The organism is Flavobacterium sp. WV_118_3, from assembly GCF_039778605.1.
In the GTDB taxonomy this organism is placed as follows: Bacteria; Bacteroidota; Bacteroidia; order Flavobacteriales; family Flavobacteriaceae; genus Flavobacterium.
This window is the reverse complement of record NZ_CP156060.1, coordinates 2,728,109-2,747,748: the sequence shown is the minus strand read 5'-3', so window position 1 is coordinate 2,747,748 and position 19,640 is coordinate 2,728,109. Positions and strand designations below refer to the sequence as shown.

Sequence of the window (19,640 nt, the reverse complement as noted above, 5' to 3'; positions counted from 1 at the left end):
GATAAGATTTCGAAAATGCAATCGGGGATAATTTTTAAAATACGTTTTTTTAAGGAAAAAATTACAGTAAAAACTTATAAAATTGGCTTTAAATTCGAAAATTGAATTTGCATTTAACACATAAAGTTATGGCTAATTGATAAATTTTCACTAAAATTGGAAGTTTTTTTACCATTTGACAAAATGAATTACTTTAAAAAATCGTTATTTCTACTGTTACTGACATCATTGTCGGCGGTAGCACAACAGAAAATTACGCTCGAAGAGATTTGGAGCGGTGCTTTTAGAACGCAGGGAATGACTGCTTTAGAAGCGATGAAGAACACGAATCAGTATACGGTTCTGAATTATGACCGGAATTCGCGGTCGTCACAAATTGATCTGTATGATTTCGCCACACTAAACAAAGTCACCACGCTGATCGACTCTAAAGATCACAAACAACTGGACGGAATAGACAGTTATACTTTTAGCCCGGACGAAAAGAAAATTTTAATTGCGAATAACTCTGATCAGATTTTCCGCCATTCTTTTGTAGCCGATTATTTTATCTACGACATTGCCAAAAAGACCCTGACCAAACTGGCCGACTATAAAGTTCAGGAGCCAACTTTCTCACCGGACGGGACCAAAATAGGATACGCACACGACAACAACTTATACGTGTACGACCTGACCACACAAAAACACACTCAAATCACGAAAGACGGAAAGAAAAACCACATCATCAACGGTATTACCGATTGGGTGTATGAGGAAGAATTTTCGTTTGTACGCGCTTTCGACTGGAATGCCGGAAGTGATAAAATCGGATTTATCCGTTTTGACGAAACCGAAGTACCGGAATTTTCTATGGACATGTATAACCAGGGATTATACCCGACACAATACGTATTCAAATATCCAAAAGCAGGAGAGAAAAACGCGATTGTATCGTTGCACGTGTATGATGTAAAGACCGGAGCAACAAAAAAAATCAACCTGGATACCTACAAGGATTTCTACATTGCCCGTATCAAATGGACCAATGAAGCGAATACGTTAAGTGCGCAGGTATTAAACCGTCATCAGAACAATCTGGATCTTTTATTTGTAGACGGAAATTCCGGAGCGACAAAAATCGTTGTAAACGAAAAAGACAAAGCCTATGTGGATGTGACGGATAACCTAACGTTTTTAAAAGACAATAGTTTTATCTGGACCAGCGAAAAAGACGGTTTTAACCATATTTACCATTACGACAAAAACGGAAAGTTAATCAATCAGATTACCAAAGGGAAATGGGAAGTGACCAACTACTATGGATTTGATACTAAGACGGGAACAATTTTCTATCAGTCGGTAGAAAACGGTTCCATCAACCGTGATGTATACAGTATTAAATTAAACGGAAAGGACAAAAAGAGACTAACTACTGAAACCGGTACCAATGCGGCGACGTTTAGTCCGAATTTTGAGTATTTTATCAATTCGTTTTCAAGTGCTAAAAACACACCGCGCTATACCCTTAACGAAAGCAAAACCGGTAAGCTTGTAAAAACCATCGTTTCGAACGAAGCTTTGGAAAGCAAACTGGCAAAATACGATTTACCAACAAAAGAGTTTTTTGAATTAACTACCGAAAAAGGAAACCGTTTGAACGCGTGGATCCTGAAACCGAAAGATTTTGATCCGAACAAAAAATACCCGGTATTTATGTACCAATATTCCGGACCGGGATCACAACAGGTAAACAACGACTGGAACAATACCGACGACTACTGGTTTGCGATGTTAACGCAACAAGGGTATATTGTAGCTTGTGTTGACGGACGCGGAACCGGTTTTAAAGGAGCTGAATTTAAAAAATGCACCTATAAAGAATTAGGAAAATTTGAGGTAGAAGACCAGATCGACGCTGCAAAAGTAATTGGGAACTACCCTTATGTTGACAAAACCAGAATTGGAATTTTTGGTTGGAGTTATGGAGGTTTCATGTCGTCAAACTGTATTTTCCAGGGGAATGACACCTTTAAAATGGCCATTGCTGTGGCTCCGGTGACCAGCTGGAGATATTATGACAGCGTTTATACAGAACGATACATGCAGACACCTCAGGAGAATGCATCCGGATATGACAACAATTCACCAATCACACATGTGGCGAAATTAAAAGGAAACTTCCTTTTGATCCATGGAACTGCCGATGACAATGTGCATGTGCAGAATACCATGAAAATGGTCGAAGCGTTGGTACAGGCAAACAAACAGTTTGACTGGGCGATTTATCCGGACAAAAACCACGGTATCTACGGTGGGAAAACCCGTTTGCAATTGTATACTAAAATGACCAACTTTATCAAAGAAAAACTATAATTAAACCAAAAACCAAAAACGAAGCAAATGAGCGAACAGAAAGTAAAACAAGGACATCCAAAGGGACTTTGGGTATTATTCGGAACCGAGATGTGGGAACGTTTCAATTTCTACGGAATGCGTGCGTTGTTAACTTTATTCCTGGTTAATTCATTATTAATGAAAGAGGCTGATGCTTCTTTAATTTATGGAGGATTCTTAGGTCTTTGTTATTTAACACCTCTTTTAGGCGGGTTTATTGCCGATCGTTTCTTCGGGAACAGAAATTGTATCTTGTTAGGAGGTTTTATGATGGCTGTAGGTCAGCTGTTACTGTTTACCAGTGCGACCGTTTTTCCAACAAATTTACCATTAGCGACCACGTTAATGTGGACAGCACTTGGGATTATTATCTTCGGAAACGGATTCTTTAAGCCGAATATTTCCAGTATGGTGGGAAGTTTGTACCCAAAACAGGAAAAAACAAAATTAGATACTGCTTTTACCATTTTCTATATGGGAATCAACATCGGTGCATTTTTAGGACAGTTTATATGTCCGTTTGTAGGAGATGTTAAGGATTCGGGAGGAATAAGAGATATCCATGCTTTTAAATGGGGATTCTTGGCAGCCGCTATAGCGATGTTAATAGGAACTGTGTTGTTCTATATCCTTAAAAACAAATATGTAGTTACCCCGGAAGGAAAACCTATCGGAGGACTACCTTCCGGTCATGATACGGGAGATTATGAAGAAGGAGAGTCTCAAAAAGCTCATTTTTCACCACTTTCTTTAGGACTAGCAGTTGTAGCATTCATAGGATTATTTTCAATCTTTCATTACTTTACGGATGGTGATAATGTGGTCAAAACAATTATTTATCCAATTATCTATGCGAGTGGTTTAACATTGGCGGGTTTAATTTTATCGGATAAAACATTAACAAAAGTAGAAACACAAAGAATTTGGGTTATTTATATTGTTTCGTTTTTCGTGATTTTCTTCTGGGCTGCTTTCGAGCAAGCCGGATCTTCCTTGACATTTATTGCGGATAATCAAACCGATCGTAACTTTTTCGGATGGAACATGCCACCATCAATGGTACAGATCTTTAACGGATTATTCGTTGTAATATTTGCTGTTCCTTTCAGTATCTTATGGGATAAATTAAGAAATGCAGGAAAAGAGCCTACTTCACCATTCAAACAGGCTACAGGATTAATGCTTATCGCAATTAGTTACTTTATTATTGCTCATAGTGTAAAAGATTTAGGAAACAACGGATTATTAGCTATTTATTGGTTAATCTTATTATATCTTATTCAAACTTTTGGAGAATTATGTTTATCACCAATCGGATTATCACTAGTTGGTAAATTGGCACCAAAGCGTTTTGCTTCTTTGGCATATGGAGTATTCTTTATTTCAAATGCAGCAGGTTATGCATTATCCGGAACATTAGGATCTATTTTACCCGCTACAGGAGACAAATTCAATAAGGCAAAAGAATTAGGAATCGACCTTCAGGCGATTTTAGACAAAACTGTTACACCAACTGCTGAACAGTTAAAATTATTAGCCGACAATCAAATCAGTGCACAAAACCCTGTTTTTGCAGGATTTGAAATTCACAATTTATATGAATTCTTTATGGTGTTCGTTGTATTGTGTGGTATTGCATCAATTGTATTATTCTTATTGACTCCGGTTCTTAAGAAAATGATGCACGGTGTAAAATAATTTTAATCCCTTTAAAAAGCAGCTATGTGGAATAAACATCCAAAGGCATTGCCATTTTTGTTCCTGTCCGAAATGTGGGAACGTTTCGGTTATTATCTGATGATCGGTATTTTCACCCTTTATCTAAAAGACGTGGAAGCCGGTTTTGCAATGACCGAAAAAGAAGCCTCCGATTTATACGGAACTTTTATTGCATTAGTATTCTTAACACCGTTTTTAGGTGGATTAATAGCCGACCGTTATTTAGGCTATCGCAAATCGATTGTATTGGGAGGAATCCTGATGGGACTCGGATATTTCCTGATGGGCGTGCATTCGATTACCGTATTGTATATCGCAATGACGCTGGTTATTGTTGGGAACGGATTTTTTAAACCGAATATTTCGACCTTGTTAGGAAACTTCTATTCCAAAGAAGAATATAAAGACAAAAAAGACGAAGGCTACAATATTTTCTATATGGGGATTAACGTAGGCGCCTTTATCTGTAACTTCTTCGGTGCGGCACTGCAAATCCTGTTAGGATGGCACTGGGCTTTTATGGCTGCCGGTGTGGGGATGTTTATCGGAGTATTGGTATTCCTGATGGGAACCAAACACTATGCAGGTTATGATCATAAAAAAGGCGTACAGGATGGTGACATGCCGTTCTGGAAAATCGTATTATTTATCCTGGTACCGTCAGCGGTATTTGGAGTAATCGGATGGTTGCTAAAAGGAGTGGCTTCCGAGTCCAATCCGGACAGTTATATCTTCGGATCCGATAGTACCGATGCCTTTATCTTTGCCTGTATTCCGGTAATATTGTTTTATTCCAGCTTGTATTTTAAAGCCAAAACAGAAGACAAAAGACCGATTGCGGCCTTATTGGCCATTTTCGGTGTTGTAATATTATTCTGGGCCGTTTTCAAACTAAACGGCTCGGCATTGACAACCTGGGCCGATCGGTATACCGATCGACAAACAACCGGTACGACTTCGAAAGTCTTTAACGGACTAAAGTTGGCCAAGGAAGTCGAATATAAAAAAGACTCGGTCGAATTATACGATGCGCAGTTCCGTTTGCAAAAAGAAAACGGTGTGGTTAAAAAAGAAGTCAACTACCCGTTGTATTTTAGAAACGTAGCACCGGAAAAACTACCGGCCGAAGGATCAAAAGTAAGTTTATGGGCCACCAATTTAAGTCAGTCGATTAACCCGGGTTGGGTAATCATCCTGACGCCTTTGGTAGTCGCCTTTTTTACCTTCCTTCGCAACCGTCGTAAAGAACCGTCAACACCAACCAAAATCGCTTTCGGTTTACTGATTTCGGCCTTGTCGGTATTGGTTATGGTTGCAGCGGTAAAAATGGGAGGAAACGGAACCGAAAAAGTAAGCGTATGGTGGTTAGTGGCCAATTATGGTGTGATCACGATCGGGGAACTGTTTTTAAGCCCGATGGGATTATCGGTGGTTTCCAAATTAAGCCCAACCAATATCACCTCGTTAATGATGGGAGGATGGTTTTTAGCAACGTCAATCGGAAACAAATTAAGTGGCGTATTAGCCAGTATGTGGGACACCTACGAAGACAAAACCGACTTCTTCTGGGTCAATTTTAGCTTATTGCTAACGGCATCCTTAATGATGTTTGTGTTGTTGAAATGGTTAAATGCCATTATGAAAGAAAAAGGAATAAATTAGAATATGTATCAAACAGATAATTTAGAAACAATTCAAAATTTTAAAGGCAAGTACCCCAAACAATTGTGGTACTTGTTTTTTAGTGAAATGTGGGAACGTTTCAGTTTCTACGGAATGAGAGGGATGCTGGTAATCTTTATGGTAAGCCAGCTAATGATGAACGGAGAAGTAGCCAACCTGCAATATGGCGCTACTCAGGCATTCGTATATGCCTTTACTTTTATAGGCGGATTGTTTGCCGACAAAATCCTTGGGTATCGTAAATCCCTGTTTTGGGGAGGATTGCTAATGATCGTGGGAAGTGTGATTCTGGCAATCGATCCGAAGCAGTTTTTCTTTTTCGGAATCAGCTTTACGATTGTAGGAACCGGATTCTTTAAGCCGAATATCTCGACCATGGTTGGGAAGTTGTATAAAGATGACGATATCCGTAGAGATGCGGGATTTTCGTTGTTTTATGCCGGAGTTAACCTGGGTGCTTTAATCGGAGGATATATCTGTATCGCGGTAGCCAACGGAAGCATGCTAAGTAGTATGGTGCCGGAACACCTGCGTTGGAATGTAGCCTTTGGTTTTGCTTCGGTGGTGATGTTTATCAGTTTAATCACGTTTACGCAAACGCAGAAAAGTCTTGGTCCAATCGGACTTTCACCCTTAACACATCTGGAAACATCCAAGAGAAAGTTATACGAATATGCAACCTATATCGGATCGTTAATCGTATTGCCCATCATCATGACGATGGTGTCCAAAACGGAATATACCGATATCTTTATGTACATTATCGGACCGTGTTCGTTGTTGTATTTGTTTTATGAAATGAAAAACTACTCGGTAGCCGAAAATAAAAAATTATTAGCGGCCTTGGTATTTATCATCTTTTCGATTTTCTTCTGGGCGTTCTTCGAACAAAGTGGTGGGTCGTTAAGTCTTTTCGCGGCAAACAACCTAAACAATACCATGTTCGGAATGAAATTTGATCCGAATGGTGTGAACAACTCCGCAAACTCCTTGTTCGTAATTGTTTTCGCGGCTTTGGTCGGAATGGTGTGGTTATGGATGGCGCGTAAAAAAATCGAACCCAATACGATTGTGAAATTCGGATTGGGATTCCTGTTTCTGGCAGGTGGTTTCTACGTATTTTACTATACTAAATTCTTTGCCGATGCCAACGGTATGACAGGTTTAGACTTGTTTACATTCGGTTGGTTTGTGATCACCTTCGGGGAACTGTGTTTGTCACCGATCGGAATGTCGGTAATGACCAAATTATCACCGGAAAAATTACAGGCGGTATTAATGGGAATGTGGTTCCTGGCGAGTGCCTACGGACAATATTTCGCAGGATTGTTAGGAGCCAACATCGCCAAAGCTTCCGAACATGCGACCAACCTTGAAAAATTAAATATTTATGCCGATGGCTACAAGCAATTGGCACTTTACGCCCTGATTGCAGGGATTATACTGATTGTTATTGCACCACTCGTTAAAAAATTAATGCAGGGCGTTAAATAACATACTAAATTAAGCATACCATAATGGCAACAACTTCAGCAAACCCCGATTTTTTTAAAACCAAAGTATTAGGACATCCGTCAGGATTATTCGTATTGTTTTTTACCGAAATGTGGGAACGTTTTTCGTTCTACGGAATGCGCGTATTATTGGTAAATTTCCTTACAATGGCCGTAGCCGGAGTCGACATGCCGGGTTGGGGATGGAGTAGTGAAAATGCCGGAGCCTTATTCGGAACCTATGCCGGATTACTCTACTTAACCCCGATTTTGGGCGGTATGATAGCCGACCGTTATATCGGTTACCGTTGGGCGATTGTAGTTGGTGCCGCCATTATGACCCTCGGTCACGCCGCTATGGCTGTAGAAACCGAGTTTATGCTTTACCTCGGATTGGGATTACTCGTTATAGGAACCGGATTCTTTAAGCCGAATATGACTTCGATTATTTCTCAGATGTACAAAGACCTGCCGGAAAAAAAGGACGGTGCCTACACCATTTTCTATATGGGAGTTAATGCCGGTGCTTTTTTCGGAATGATGCTTTGTGGTTATCTGGCGGAAAAAATCGGATGGAGTTGGGGATTCGGATTGGCCGGAATCTTTATGTTATTAGGAACATTACAATTCTGGATGGCCAAACCGCTATTCGGAACGATTGGTGATGTACCGGATAAAGCCAAGAAAGATGCCGAAATCGATGCGACCGAAAAACGGAACCCATTCACCACAATCGATAAAATCCTGATTGTGATCACATCGTTAATTGGTGTATTGTATATTTTTAACGATCCATTATCCAAAATCGGAAAGATCAATATTTTACCACAGGAATTTGTAGTTTCAAAAGATACCTTAACCGGACCTTTGGTTGTAATTATAATCGGCCTGGTGTTGTTCCTGTTTTTGGCAATTAGTCGTATTCTACGGTACGAACGTGTGGTACGCGATCGTATGTTTGCGTTTATCGTATTTGCGTTTTTTACCGTTTTCTTCTGGTTATCGTTCGAACAGGCGGCAACGTCACTGGTTATTTTTGCCCGTGATTTTACCGACCGCGCACTGGATGGAAATTCATTGGTGATTTTTAATATTGTAAACACCTTACTAACCGTAATTCCACTGGCGATTATTACATGGGTTTTGGTTTTATTGTTTAAACAAACACGATCTCAGATTTTACGTTCGAACATTACTCTGTTTATCTGTTTCGGATTGATGTGGGGCATCGTAATCTGGATGTTATACCGTGAATTCACAAGTGCAGCATCCGAAGTGACGGTTTCCTGGTTTAGTATCCTAAACTCCTTTTTTATTATTGTTTTTGCTTCGTTATATACCCGTTGGTGGGATAGTAAATACAACCCAAGTGCGGCGGTTAAATACGGATTGGGATTAATCATTATGGGATTAGGCTATGCCGTATTGGCCTATGGTGCGTCGGTGATTCCGCAGGGTGCCGTAGCCGGAACCGTACGCGTTAGTATGATCTGGCTTATTCTGGCCTATTTATTTCATACCTTAGGCGAATTGTGTCTGGCACCGGTAGGACTATCCTATGTGAGTAAACTGGTACCGCCGCGAATGATTGCTTTTATGTTTGGAATGTGGTATCTGGGTATCGCCATCGGAAACAAACTGGCGGCTAGTGTTGGAGGAATGATTGATGATGTGGTACGCGATTATGATATGACAACCTTTTTCCTGATCTTCACACTGGTGCCGATTGTAGCGGGTAGTTGTATCATGTTGCTGAATCCGGTATTGAAAAAATTAATGCATGGTGTTAAATAAATGTTTTAGTACATGAAAAAACTAGTTTTTGTATGCATATTTGCATTGGTTTCGATGTTGACAAACGCACAGGAGACTTCGCTGGAATGGCATACGGATGTTAAAAAGGCGGTACAGCTTTCGCAAAAAGAAAACAAACCGCTGTTTCTGTTTTTTACCGGAAGCGACTGGTGCGGCTGGTGCATCCGATTGCAGAAAGAAGTATTTTTTCAGCCGGAGTTTGTTACCTGGGCCAAAGAAAATGTCATTCTGGTAGAATTGGATTTTCCGCGGAGAAAAGCATTGGCACCCGAAATACAACAAACCAACAATCAACTGATGCAATTATTTGGCGTTAGAGGTTATCCGACGGTATGGTTTGTAAAAGCAACGGAAAAAGAAGGGAAAATTAATTTCGAAAAACTGGGAAGTACCGGATATGTCGCTGGCGGACCGGCAGCCTGGTTAACAGGAGCAAATCAAATAATCAAAAAATAAAATAAAAAGCAATGAAAAAAATACTAGTACTATTGTTCCTGACGGTTGGAGCAATTGCTGCCCAGGCGCAGGAAATCAGATGGATGACGTTTGATGAGGCAATTAAAGCCCAAAAGAAAAACCCGAAACCCATTTTTATGGATGTCTATACCGATTGGTGCGGACCATGTAAATTATTAGACAAAAATACATTTAGCGACAAAACGGTTGCGGATTATATTTCAAAAAACTACTATGCCGTAAAATTTAATGCCGAAGGAAACTCGGAAGTAAATTACAAAGGCAAAAAATATACGAACCCGACTTTCGATGCCAACAGAAGGGGAAGAAACGGAATCCATGAGTTTACCATGTTTTTACAGGTTCAGGGGTATCCGTCGATGTTTATCTTAGATAAAAAAGGAGATGTACAGTCACCATTGGTGGGCTACAGAACTCCTGAGGAATTGCTAAAAGATTTAAAAGGTTAATTGATACTAGCAATTGAAAAAAATCCCTTTTTACCGGTAGCGTAAAAAGGGATTTTTGTTTTCCGGCAACTCACTTCCCACCGCGTTATGTCGGATTTATAATTGGTTCCGTCAGCGATGATCAATTTCGGTTGTACGATACCAATCAGTCGATCCAGATTAATTTTTGGATGATTGATCAATATGACAATGTCCGGCTTTTGAATAGCGTCGTATATTCCATCGCGATCAACAATCAGGATTTTTCGACCGTTATAAAAAAACGTATTGCGTAGTGGCAGATATTGGATTTTAGGATAAAATAAACCACTTCGGTAACATTTTAGATTGCGGTTTGTATCGATAAGACTGTCGTTCGAATAGACTGCAAGATGATTGTGGTTCTTTATCGTGATCAGCGTATGTTGTTGCTGAAAAACAACTAATTCGTCCGTATTTCTCGTACGATATAGCGTAAGCCAATACGTGACTTGAAACAAGATAAGCGTCGAAAGCAATCCCATTAATCGGATCGGATTTCGTTTTTGAGACCAAAAAAGCAACGTGATCAGTAGTAAATAAAGAGCCAACAGTAGGCCAAGGTTAAAGGGAAGATCGCGTAGCGTTAACGAACGGAACGATGCGATCCAGCCGATATACGAATTCATGGTTTCGATCAGAAACGACAATACTTTCCCTAAAAATAAAACAAGACTTCCCGGGATAAAATTAAGGATCGTCAGTAGGATGCCGAATGTCAGAATAACGGTCGTCATGGGTAAAACCACCAGATTGGAAACGATAAATAATAACGGAATCTGATGAAAATAGAAAAGGCATAACGGAAGTACGCCAATCTGGGCGGCAAACGAAACAAACACGATTCCGATAAAATAACGGGCGATCGGATTTTTCGGTAATCGGATTTTCTGAAAAACAGTTTGCAGCGAAATAATGGCAAACACAGCCATATAACTCAATTGAAAACCGACATCAAAAACAAAGTTGGGTTTCAAAACCACCAAAAGAAGCAGGGAAACCAAAATGCCCTGATAACTATTCGCCGAACGGTTTAAAAAAAGACCCAAGTTCAAAAAACTCAACATCGTTACCGAACGAACCACCGAAGCCGAAAAGCCAGTCAATAGCGCGTAAAACCAAAGAAGTACTATTGGGATCAGGAGCTGTAGTGTTTTGCCGTTTTTAATCCTTTTTAGCGGCTTTGTTAGAAAAAATAGGATTCCGTATAAAAGGGCGATATGAAGCCCGGAAATGGCCAGAATATGCGCCGCACCGGCATCGGCATAAGCGGAGACAGTTTGACTATCCATGTCCTGTCGTTGTCCTAATACCAAAGCATTGATAATATGTTGTGTTTCCGGTTTAAAATGATGCTTTACAAAACCTTTGAGTAAGCGATCGCGATAGGTGGCAATCCGACTTGTAATGGTATTGGAATGACCTGTGACTATAAAATTGTCCTGATTCAGATAAATTTGATGGAACACATTCCGTTTGGCCATATAATCGGCATAATTAAACTGAAAAGGATTGCTGTTTTTCGGTAAAGCGGCTACAGCATCGTACAGGAGTATTTCGGAGCCAATTACAGGCTTGGGAAGGACAATCGATTTCGAAACATAGAGTAAAAGTGTTCCGTTTGCTTTTTGCTGATCGATCTCCGACACCTTAAAAAGATACTTTTCGAAAGCAGTACGGGTTTTTAGTCGTTCCGAGAGCATTCCCCGGATGGGATAATGTCCGTGATGGGGTAAATAATGACTATAATGTTTCTGCTGATTTGGCGCATAATGGAGGTGATGTGTACAACTTCCACAGAGAAAAGACAGCAAATAAACACTAAGTCCGAAATAGTTTTGTTGGATAAAATGCCGGTTGGAATAGCCATAACAAACACAAAACAGGACAAATGAAATCGCTAGGGCTATAAAAAGGACTGTTGTGTCCGGTTTTGTATAAAAGTCGACTACAATTCCGGATACAAAGCAACACGTAATTCCGAATATGGGATATCGCAATACCTTCATGGAAACAATAAGGTATTGAAAAAAAGCGAAAAATAAAAACCGGGATTAGTTCACCATTCGGTTGGCCTGAACAAACGAACGCTCGTAATACGGTTCTTTTGTTGACGAAATGATCACACCGCTGGACGTTGAGGAATGAATGAATTTTATTTCGTCTTCGACTACTTCTACAACCAGTCCGACATGATTGATAACCCGTCTGCCATTGGTTTTAAAGAAAACAAGATCCCCGCGTTTAATATCTTTAAATTCGAGTTTTTCGCCCACTTTGGCCATGTCGTTGGAACTTCGGGGCAGTTGCATGTCAAACGAACTAAAAACAGCGGTAACAAGTCCGGAGCAATCCATTCCTTCGCGGGTTGTTCCGCCACCGCGATAACGAACACCAAGATAATCCATCGCGCTGTTGGTTAATTGTTCGGCCAGATAACTTTCGTTTTCATGGCTCACAATGATATCGTTTTCCGGAATATCACTGTCTACAATTTTTCTTTTTTTCTTATCCGTTTTTTTAGATTCGGACGGTTTGGCGTTTTTATCGGAAACGGCTACAGTTTTAGATTTTGTTCTTTCGGAATAGGTATAAACTCCTTTTTTTTCGGCTTCTTTTTTAGAAGTGATAATGGTAGGAGCGGCAGTTTTACAGGAAACCACCAGAAATAATAAAACCAATACTTGTATAACCTTTCTCATATCTTCAAACGCTTTTCAACAAAATTAGGGAAATAATTTTTTGGGCTTATGTTAAATTATCCATAATTAAACGGGCCGTTTTATCGCTAGCACCTTCTCCGCCGAGCTTTTCTTCCAGCAAATCATAAGCAGCCAATACTTTGGAACGATGATTCGGCTCTAATATTTTATGCAGCTCTGCTTTAATTTTTTTAGGATTGCAATCGTTCTGGATCAATTCGGTTACCACTTCCTGATCCATGATCAGATTTACGAGTGAAATATATTTTAAGGTGATGATGCGTTTGGCAATCTGATACGAGATCCAGTTTCCTTTATAAAGCACCACTTCGGGGACTTTAAAAAGCGCGGTTTCCAGGGTGGCGGTTCCGGAAGTGACCAGTGCCGCATGTGCCACACTCAGCAAATCGTACGTTTTATTTGAAATAAAATGCACCCTTTTGTTGATCAGGAATTGTTGGTAAAACTCAAAATCCTGACTTGGTGCGCCGGCAATCACAAACTGATAGTCCGGAAAGCTGTCGACAGCCGATAGCATTTCGGATAACATTTTGGAAATTTCCTGTTTCCGGCTACCGGGTAATAATGCAATGATCGGTTTGTCGTCCAGATCGTGCTCTTTTCTAAATTTTTCGGTATCGGTTTTTGGCCGGTTATGAATCGCATCGATTAACGGATGGCCAACAAAATCGACCGGATACTGGTGTTTTTTCTCGTAAAAATCCTTTTCAAAAGGAAGAATCACATACATTTTATCCACATCGCGCTTAATAGCATGAATACGGTTTTCTTTCCAGGCCCAGATTTGCGGCGAAATATAATAATGTGTTTTCATACCAAGGGCTTTGGCCCATTTGGCGATACGCATATTAAAACCGGGATAATCGATAAAAATCAACACATCCGGTTGAAAAGCCAGAATATCGGCTTTACAGATTTTAATATTATTGAGGATCGTTTTCAGATTCATAACGACTTCTGCAAACCCCATAAAAGCCAGATCGCGGTAATGTTTTACCAGTGTTCCGCCGGCTTGTTGCATCAGATCACCACCCCAAAAGCGGATTTCGGCTGTGGGATCGTGTTGTAAAAGAGCTTTTATCAGATTGGAACCGTGCAGATCGCCCGAAGCTTCCCCGGCAATAATATAGTATTTCATGTTGGTACGATTATAATAGAACGGTTAGGATGGCCAAAAAAAGGGTTGCCAGTACAACACCACGTGCCATTTCTTCTTTGTGGAATTTTAATAAAATAAAAAAACAAATCAGATTAGCAATAGCACCGAGCGTGATCACTTTTCCGGATAAATGTTGTTGGCGGATAAAATGCAAGCCTTCAATACCGCGAATATCGGTAAACAACAACAGAAAAAGTCCGGCGCCAATACAGGCGGCCACAATACCGATAAGAAACCCGATGATAAGATCTTTTTTAGTCATAGTGTTTTTATGGATTAAGATTCCAGGTATTCAGTTGCTGGATGGCATGGTGTGCTGTTAAATCAAATTGAACCGGAACTACGGAAATATATCCGTTGGCCAACGCCCATTCGTCGGTATCTTCACCTTTATCCTGATTGATAAATTCGCCGGTTAACCAATAATAGTCTTTCCCTTGCGGATTGGTTCTTTTATCAAAACGCTCTTCCCACATGGCTTTGGCCTGGCGACATACTTTGATTCCTTTGATTTCGTCTGCCGGTAATTTTGGCAAATTCACATTTAGAATAACACTGTCGGGTAATCCTTTTTCCAGTACTTGCAGCGTGATCTTCTTTACAAAAGCCTTTACCGGTTCAAAATCGGCATTCCAGCTAAAATCGAGTAGCGAAAAACCAATGGCCGGAATTCCTTCGATACCGGCTTCTACCGCGGCGCTCATCGTTCCGGAATAGATGATATTGATAGATGAATTCGAACCGTGGTTGATTCCTGAAACACAAAGATCCGGTTTGCGCTTTAAAATTTCATGTACGGCAATTTTTACACAGTCAACCGGAGTTCCGGAACAACTGTATTCCATATCCAGATCGGCATCGATTTTGACTTTTTCGATATGTAGCGTATTATTAATGGTGATGGCGTGTCCCATAGCCGATTGCGGACTGTCGGGCGCCACTACAACTACATCACCAATCTCTTTCATGACAGCAATTAAAGCACGTATTCCGGGTGCAACAATACTATCATCGTTGGTTACCAGAATCAAAGGTTTTTTGTTCATTTCGGGCATTTTTTTAACTTTCGCTAAAATACGCAATTTCTAAATTTGTTCTGGTACAATTTTTGTTTTTTGAAATTTTAAGAAAGGGCTGATGATTCACTAATAAAAAGAAACCTTTAACAAAAAATTATCCGTATATTAAGAGAGTGGCGTCCTTTTTTATGTAATTTAGTTGAAAAATAGTAATGAATACTTTTTGGCAGTTTATGAAGAGAAATTATAAGATTGTATTGTTGATAACCGCTTTGTCAGCAATACTTTGGAGTTTTATGCCCAGCAAAAAATCAGATCCGGAAAAAGACCGTCTTTTACTGGAATTACTGACATTTGTGTTGGAAAAAGGGCATTATGATCCGGTGCAGATGGATGACGCGTTTTCAAAAAGTGTTTATAAAGAATACATTTCGGCACTCGATCCGTCGAAGCGATTCTTTATCCAGTCGGATATCGATGAGTTTTCGAAATACGAGACACAGATCGACGATATGATCCGTAATAAGGATTTAACCTTTTTTGACCTTACGTATACCCGTTTGATGGAACGAATGGGAGAAGCGAAAGGCATTTACAAAGACATTCTGGCACGTCCGTTTGATTTTAATACAGACGAGCAAATCAATCTGGATTATGACAAACAGCCGTTTTCTAAAAATAAACTGGAATTAAAAAGCCGTTGGGAAAAACAACTGAAATTAAATGTATTGTCTTCTGTAACCGATAAGCTGAAATTACAGGAAAAAGACAAAGAAGATAAAGGAACCAAAAAAGAAGGGACAACCACCAAAAAAGAATCCGATTCCAAACCAAAAACAATGGAAGAATTGGAGAAAAGCTCTCGAGAAACGACCTTAAAATCGTTGGATGAATATTTTGGATTTGTTCAGGAATTGGATCGTGACGATTGGTTTTCAGTGTATCTGAATGCGATTGTTGAACGATTTGATCCGCATACCTTTTATTTTGCACCGGACGACAAAGAGAAATTCGACATTAGTATTAGCGGAAGTCTGGAAGGAATCGGAGCGCGTTTACAAAAGAAAAATGACTATACTGAAATTACCGAACTGATACCGGGTGGACCGGCATGGAGAGGAAAACAATTGGAACAGGGTGATGTGATCATGAAAGTTGCTCAAGGGAATGCAGAGCCGGTAGATGTGGTTGGAATGCGTTTGGACGATGTGGTGAAAAAAATTAAAGGTAAAAAAGGAACCGAGGTTCGTCTGACCGTTAAAAAAGTAGACGGAACGATCAAAGTGATTCCAATTGTCCGTGAGGTGGTTGAAATTGAGGAAACTTATGCCAAATCATCGATTGTAAAAAAAGGGGATATGACGTATGGTATCATCAATCTTCCGAAGTTCTATATCGATTTTGAAAATAAAGATAAAAGAGACGCTTTTAAAGATGTGGCTCAGGAAATCGAACGCCTTAAAAAACAAAATGTTCAGGGAATTGTGATGGATCTTAGAGACAATGGTGGTGGATCGTTACAAACCGTTGTCGATATGGTTGGTTTATTTATTGATCAGGGGCCGGTGGTTCAGGTGAAATCGGCTAACGGTAAAAAAGAAGTATTATACAACAAACAGTCAAAAGTACACTGGGACGGACCGTTGGTGGTGATGGTGAATAATTTCTCAGCTTCGGCATCCGAAATTTTTGCAGCAGCCATCCAGGATTATAAGCGCGGTGTAGTGATTGGAAGCAAACATACCTATGGAAAAGGGACGGTACAAAATGTAATCGACCTGAATCAGTTTATCCGAAGTAACCCTTATGGTGACTTAGGTGCGTTGAAAACAACTACGCAGAAATTCTACCGTGTTAACGGAGGTTCTACACAACGCGAAGGTGTATTGAGTGATATCGTAATGCCGGATCGTTATTCGTATATCGATATGGGTGAGCGTGATATCGACAATGCAATGCCGTGGGATAAAATTGACCCGGCGAATTACCAACCGGTAAAAGGATTGGATTTTACAGCAGCTATAGCAAAAAGTAAAGAGCGTATGGCGACAAACGAGCAATTCAAATTGATCGATGAAAATGCCAAATGGATTAGCTCCCGTAAGGATATGAATACATTGAGTCTTAACTTTAATAAGTTCCGAGCTGAAGAAACGGCAGTTGAAAACACCGCTAAAAAATTCAAAGCACTGGCCGATTATAAAAACAATTTGTCATTCGGATCCTTGCCATATGAAAAAGAAATGTTTAAAAATGACACCGTACTGGCTCAGAAAAGAGAGCGTTGGCATGAAAGCCTTGGTAACGATGTATATGTTGATGAGGCTTTGAATATCCTAAACGATATGAAAAGTAGTGGAAAAGATGTTAAAGGTTCCATCACATTAAAAGACAAAAAAAATAAAATTGTTGATAAAGTAAATTAATGAGTTTATCAAATCAATCGCTTACTGCTTTAGCGCTCCAGAAATTCCGCAGGAATTTTTGGGGCGTTTTCAGTTTAGTGTTTATAGCTGTACTGGTTTTTATTTCCGTTTTTGGCTATTTTTTAGCCCCGGATTCTACCCAATATGCCAACTGGGGTGATCTGGCCATTCGTTCGAAAGAACCCGGTTTTAAAGTGACGATGTTACAGGTTCCGTTGGAAAACCAACCTGAAAGTCATTGGTATGATTATTTTACGGGTCATCCGGAAACGGTTATGCAAAAACCGATCAATACTTATAAAATAGCAAACGACAGCTTGTATTTTGACGAGTATTCGGACGATAAGAGTATTGTTATTTCCGATAAAATTCCTTTATCTGCTTTTGGAAAAGCTGTTGGTAATAAAACGATTGAAAAAGAACATATCACCGAAAAGAAATTCCTTTTAGGAACGGATAATCAGGGACGTGACCTGCTTAGTCGGTTGATTATTGGATCGCGGGTTTCGATAGCCATCGGATTTGTAGCCGTTTTGATTTCACTGGTCGTTGGAATTTTCTTTGGCGCTTTAGCAGGTTATTATGGCGGTAAGATTGATGCGATGGTGATGTGGTTGATCAATGTAATTTGGTCCATTCCTACCTTGTTATTGGTCATCGCGATTACATTGGCACTGGGAAAAGGATTCTGGCAGGTTTTTGTAGCCGTAGGACTTACCATGTGGGTGGAAGTCGCCCGTGTGGTTCGCGGCCAGGTTATGGGAATTAAAGAAATGCAATATGTAACCGCGGCACGTGCTTTAGGCTATACGAACAGCCGGATTATATTCCACCATATATTACCCAACAGTATGGCACCGGTGATCGTAATTTCGGCGGCCAATTTCGCCTCGGCAATTCTGGTCGAAAGTGGATTAAGCTTTTTAGGATTAGGTGCGCAGTTACCCGTACCGAGTTGGGGTGCTATGATCAAAGATAACTACAATTATATCATCCTCGGAAAACCCTATCTGGCGATTATTCCAGGTGTGGCCATGTTGCTACTTGTTCTGGCCTTTATGATGATCGGAAATGCATTACGCGATGCGCTTGATGTAAAGACATAAATTAATGATCTCAAAATAAAATTGTTTATTATGTTTAGCGTTCTGTTTTGTCCGGATGCTGTTCCCTTTTTAGTAAGTTGAATTTACAAAATTTGTAAATTATTTTCGTTTTTTGTAACTTTAACTAGCACAAGAGTTTATGTGGGGAATTATGGAGGTCAATACGAAAGTATTTAAAGAAATATGTATTGAACGGGTTGAAGATCAGGATTACAAAACGATAACAAAGACACGATTTTTCTTTAATTGGAAAACGGAACAACAAAATAAGGTATACAAACTAAGAATTTTAGAAAGTGAAATTGTTTTAGGACTAATGTCGCTTATAGATTACCGGGAGGATTGTCTGTTAACCATAAATCTTTTGGCAGTTTCCAAAGAGAATAGGGGGAAGAATAAGCAGTATGAGGATATTGCGGGTAATTTAATAGCCTATGCCTGTCGGGAAGCGATACGGTTATATGCAGAAAAAGGATGTGTTTCGTTATTGCCAAAAACAGAACTAAGGCAGCATTACATTAGTAAATATGGAATGAAAAATGCTGGAAAATACCTGTATTTAGACGGAATATTATTGTTTAATCTCGTAGAAAAATACGACAGATGAAAAGAGATCAATTAAATAAAAAATATACAGCGGAAGAACAGGCCGAATCATTTGTGTTTCGTAGTAAGAGCACTTCAAAACAAAAAAAAGAAGCTGCCGATGAACTGAATCGGGCAAGAAAAGACACTAATGAGTCGTTAACGGAGCATCAGTTATTGTATGCACGTGTACAACAATTGCGTTTTGAAATAGAAGATTATTTGAAATCGGGTGTTTATACTAAAGAACTGTCTTTTGCTTTTTTTCTGCGAAAATATATACGGTTGCGCTATAAAATAAATAAAGACTTTGCGAAAGACATACAATTGTCTGAAACGGAGTTAAGTTCGATATTGAGTAATGATAGATCGCCGAGTAAAAAGACCATTATTCGCTTAGAGATTCATTCTAATAATGTATTACCGGCTCTTTATTGGTATAAATTGCTGGAAAAAGAAAAAGAGTACGAAATACAAATGGATAGTGAAATCCGAAAAAGCGAGGAGAAGCATGTTCAGAATCGTTTGATTCTGGATTTCTAAATCAAAAAGGGCTGTTTTCAATTTGAAACAGCCCTTTTTGGTTTTATGG

The 19,640-nt window shown here is 39.7% G+C and carries 16 protein-coding genes; 11 read left to right on the top strand and 5 right to left on the bottom strand.

The window, feature by feature from the left end; translation table 11 throughout:
* Positions 1 to 183 precede the first annotated feature (183 nt).
* From ABFU83_RS12840 to ABFU83_RS12810, 7 genes are read left to right on the top strand one after another with little or no spacing between them, the layout of a single operon-like run.
* Entirely contained in the window at positions 184 to 2,355 is a 2,172-nt protein-coding gene (locus ABFU83_RS12840) for a DPP IV N-terminal domain-containing protein (protein ID WP_347066462.1), read from the top strand.
* A gap of 27 nt (positions 2,356 to 2,382) precedes the next feature.
* Positions 2,383 to 4,074 (top strand): peptide MFS transporter, encoded by a 1,692-nt coding sequence (locus ABFU83_RS12835; protein ID WP_347066461.1) that lies wholly within the window; start codon positions 2,383 to 2,385, stop codon positions 4,072 to 4,074.
* Positions 4,075 to 4,098: 24 nt separating this feature from the next.
* Positions 4,099 to 5,757 carry a peptide MFS transporter gene (locus tag ABFU83_RS12830; RefSeq protein WP_347066459.1) on the top strand — a complete coding sequence of 553 codons (1,659 nt, stop codon included), beginning with the start codon at positions 4,099 to 4,101 and terminating at the stop codon, positions 5,755 to 5,757.
* Positions 5,758 to 5,760: 3 nt separating this feature from the next.
* Positions 5,761 to 7,272 carry a peptide MFS transporter gene (locus ABFU83_RS12825; protein ID WP_347066458.1) on the top strand — a complete coding sequence of 504 codons (1,512 nt, stop codon included), beginning with the start codon at positions 5,761 to 5,763 and terminating at the stop codon, positions 7,270 to 7,272.
* 23 nt (positions 7,273 to 7,295) lie between these two features.
* Entirely contained in the window at positions 7,296 to 9,065 is a 1,770-nt protein-coding gene (locus ABFU83_RS12820) for an oligopeptide:H+ symporter (RefSeq protein WP_347066456.1), read from the top strand.
* 12 nt (positions 9,066 to 9,077) lie between these two features.
* The gene (locus ABFU83_RS12815) at positions 9,078 to 9,542 is read left to right on the top strand and encodes a thioredoxin family protein (RefSeq protein ID WP_347066454.1); all 465 of its coding nucleotides are present in this window, start codon (positions 9,078 to 9,080) and stop codon (positions 9,540 to 9,542) included.
* Between the two features lie 11 nt (positions 9,543 to 9,553).
* Positions 9,554 to 10,012 carry a thioredoxin fold domain-containing protein gene (locus ABFU83_RS12810; protein WP_347066452.1) on the top strand — a complete coding sequence of 153 codons (459 nt, stop codon included), beginning with the start codon at positions 9,554 to 9,556 and terminating at the stop codon, positions 10,010 to 10,012.
* Here the strand turns inward: ABFU83_RS12810 and ABFU83_RS12805 are convergent.
* From ABFU83_RS12805 to surE, 5 genes are read right to left on the bottom strand one after another with little or no spacing between them, the layout of a single operon-like run.
* Positions 10,009 to 12,039: a ComEC/Rec2 family competence protein gene (locus ABFU83_RS12805; protein WP_347066451.1), complete on the bottom strand. Its 2,031-nt coding sequence runs from the start codon at positions 12,037 to 12,039 to the stop codon at positions 10,009 to 10,011. The genes ABFU83_RS12810 and ABFU83_RS12805 overlap by 4 nt on opposite strands.
* Positions 12,040 to 12,084: 45 nt before the next feature.
* Positions 12,085 to 12,732 carry an NlpC/P60 family protein gene (locus ABFU83_RS12800; RefSeq protein WP_347066449.1) on the bottom strand — a complete coding sequence of 216 codons (648 nt, stop codon included), beginning with the start codon at positions 12,730 to 12,732 and terminating at the stop codon, positions 12,085 to 12,087.
* Between the two features lie 46 nt (positions 12,733 to 12,778).
* The gene (gene lpxB / locus ABFU83_RS12795) at positions 12,779 to 13,891 is read right to left on the bottom strand and encodes a lipid-A-disaccharide synthase (RefSeq protein WP_347066448.1); all 1,113 of its coding nucleotides are present in this window, start codon (positions 13,889 to 13,891) and stop codon (positions 12,779 to 12,781) included.
* A gap of 10 nt (positions 13,892 to 13,901) precedes the next feature.
* On the bottom strand, positions 13,902 to 14,174 hold the full coding sequence (locus tag ABFU83_RS12790; protein ID WP_347066446.1) for a hypothetical protein: 273 nt from the start codon (positions 14,172 to 14,174) through the stop codon (positions 13,902 to 13,904).
* Between the two features lie 7 nt (positions 14,175 to 14,181).
* Positions 14,182 to 14,958: a 5'/3'-nucleotidase SurE gene (surE, locus tag ABFU83_RS12785; protein WP_347066444.1), complete on the bottom strand. Its 777-nt coding sequence runs from the start codon at positions 14,956 to 14,958 to the stop codon at positions 14,182 to 14,184.
* A gap of 185 nt (positions 14,959 to 15,143) precedes the next feature.
* Here surE and ABFU83_RS12780 point away from each other — a divergent pair, with 185 nt between their 5' ends.
* The 4 genes from ABFU83_RS12780 to ABFU83_RS12765 all read left to right on the top strand — a co-directional run bounded on the left by ABFU83_RS12780 (position 15,144) and on the right by ABFU83_RS12765 (position 19,591).
* Positions 15,144 to 17,357, top strand: coding sequence for a carboxy terminal-processing peptidase (locus ABFU83_RS12780; RefSeq protein WP_347066442.1), 2,214 nt, complete (start codon positions 15,144 to 15,146; stop codon positions 17,355 to 17,357).
* The gene (locus ABFU83_RS12775) at positions 17,357 to 18,463 is read left to right on the top strand and encodes an ABC transporter permease (protein ID WP_347066441.1); all 1,107 of its coding nucleotides are present in this window, start codon (positions 17,357 to 17,359) and stop codon (positions 18,461 to 18,463) included. Before ABFU83_RS12780 ends, ABFU83_RS12775 begins: the two co-directional genes overlap by 1 nt.
* A gap of 139 nt (positions 18,464 to 18,602) precedes the next feature.
* On the top strand, positions 18,603 to 19,070 hold the full coding sequence (locus ABFU83_RS12770) for an N-acetyltransferase (RefSeq protein WP_347066439.1): 468 nt from the start codon (positions 18,603 to 18,605) through the stop codon (positions 19,068 to 19,070).
* Entirely contained in the window at positions 19,067 to 19,591 is a 525-nt protein-coding gene (locus tag ABFU83_RS12765) for a hypothetical protein (RefSeq protein WP_347066438.1), read from the top strand. Before ABFU83_RS12770 ends, ABFU83_RS12765 begins: the two co-directional genes overlap by 4 nt.
* The last annotated feature ends 49 nt before the right edge of the window (positions 19,592 to 19,640 follow it).

What these genes read in the sequence shown, in the direction of transcription:
- ABFU83_RS12840 (WP_347066462.1), top strand. Translation starts at nt 184, where the DNA reads ATGAATTACTTTAAAAAATCGTTATTTCTACTGTTACTGACATCATTG.
- ABFU83_RS12835 (WP_347066461.1), top strand. Translation starts at nt 2,383, where the DNA reads ATGAGCGAACAGAAAGTAAAACAAGGACATCCAAAGGGACTTTGGGTA.
- ABFU83_RS12830 (WP_347066459.1), top strand. Translation starts at nt 4,099, where the DNA reads ATGTGGAATAAACATCCAAAGGCATTGCCATTTTTGTTCCTGTCCGAA.
- ABFU83_RS12825 (WP_347066458.1), top strand. Translation starts at nt 5,761, where the DNA reads ATGTATCAAACAGATAATTTAGAAACAATTCAAAATTTTAAAGGCAAG.
- ABFU83_RS12820 (WP_347066456.1), top strand. Translation starts at nt 7,296, where the DNA reads ATGGCAACAACTTCAGCAAACCCCGATTTTTTTAAAACCAAAGTATTA.
- ABFU83_RS12815 (WP_347066454.1), top strand. Translation starts at nt 9,078, where the DNA reads ATGAAAAAACTAGTTTTTGTATGCATATTTGCATTGGTTTCGATGTTG.
- ABFU83_RS12810 (WP_347066452.1), top strand. Translation starts at nt 9,554, where the DNA reads ATGAAAAAAATACTAGTACTATTGTTCCTGACGGTTGGAGCAATTGCT.
- ABFU83_RS12805 (WP_347066451.1), bottom strand. Translation starts at nt 12,039, where the DNA reads ATGAAGGTATTGCGATATCCCATATTCGGAATTACGTGTTGCTTTGTA.
- ABFU83_RS12800 (WP_347066449.1), bottom strand. Translation starts at nt 12,732, where the DNA reads ATGAGAAAGGTTATACAAGTATTGGTTTTATTATTTCTGGTGGTTTCC.
- lpxB (WP_347066448.1), bottom strand. Translation starts at nt 13,891, where the DNA reads ATGAAATACTATATTATTGCCGGGGAAGCTTCGGGCGATCTGCACGGT.
- ABFU83_RS12790 (WP_347066446.1), bottom strand. Translation starts at nt 14,174, where the DNA reads ATGACTAAAAAAGATCTTATCATCGGGTTTCTTATCGGTATTGTGGCC.
- surE (WP_347066444.1), bottom strand. Translation starts at nt 14,958, where the DNA reads ATGAACAAAAAACCTTTGATTCTGGTAACCAACGATGATAGTATTGTT.
- ABFU83_RS12780 (WP_347066442.1), top strand. Translation starts at nt 15,144, where the DNA reads ATGAATACTTTTTGGCAGTTTATGAAGAGAAATTATAAGATTGTATTG.
- ABFU83_RS12775 (WP_347066441.1), top strand. Translation starts at nt 17,357, where the DNA reads ATGAGTTTATCAAATCAATCGCTTACTGCTTTAGCGCTCCAGAAATTC.
- ABFU83_RS12770 (WP_347066439.1), top strand. Translation starts at nt 18,603, where the DNA reads ATGTGGGGAATTATGGAGGTCAATACGAAAGTATTTAAAGAAATATGT.
- ABFU83_RS12765 (WP_347066438.1), top strand. Translation starts at nt 19,067, where the DNA reads ATGAAAAGAGATCAATTAAATAAAAAATATACAGCGGAAGAACAGGCC.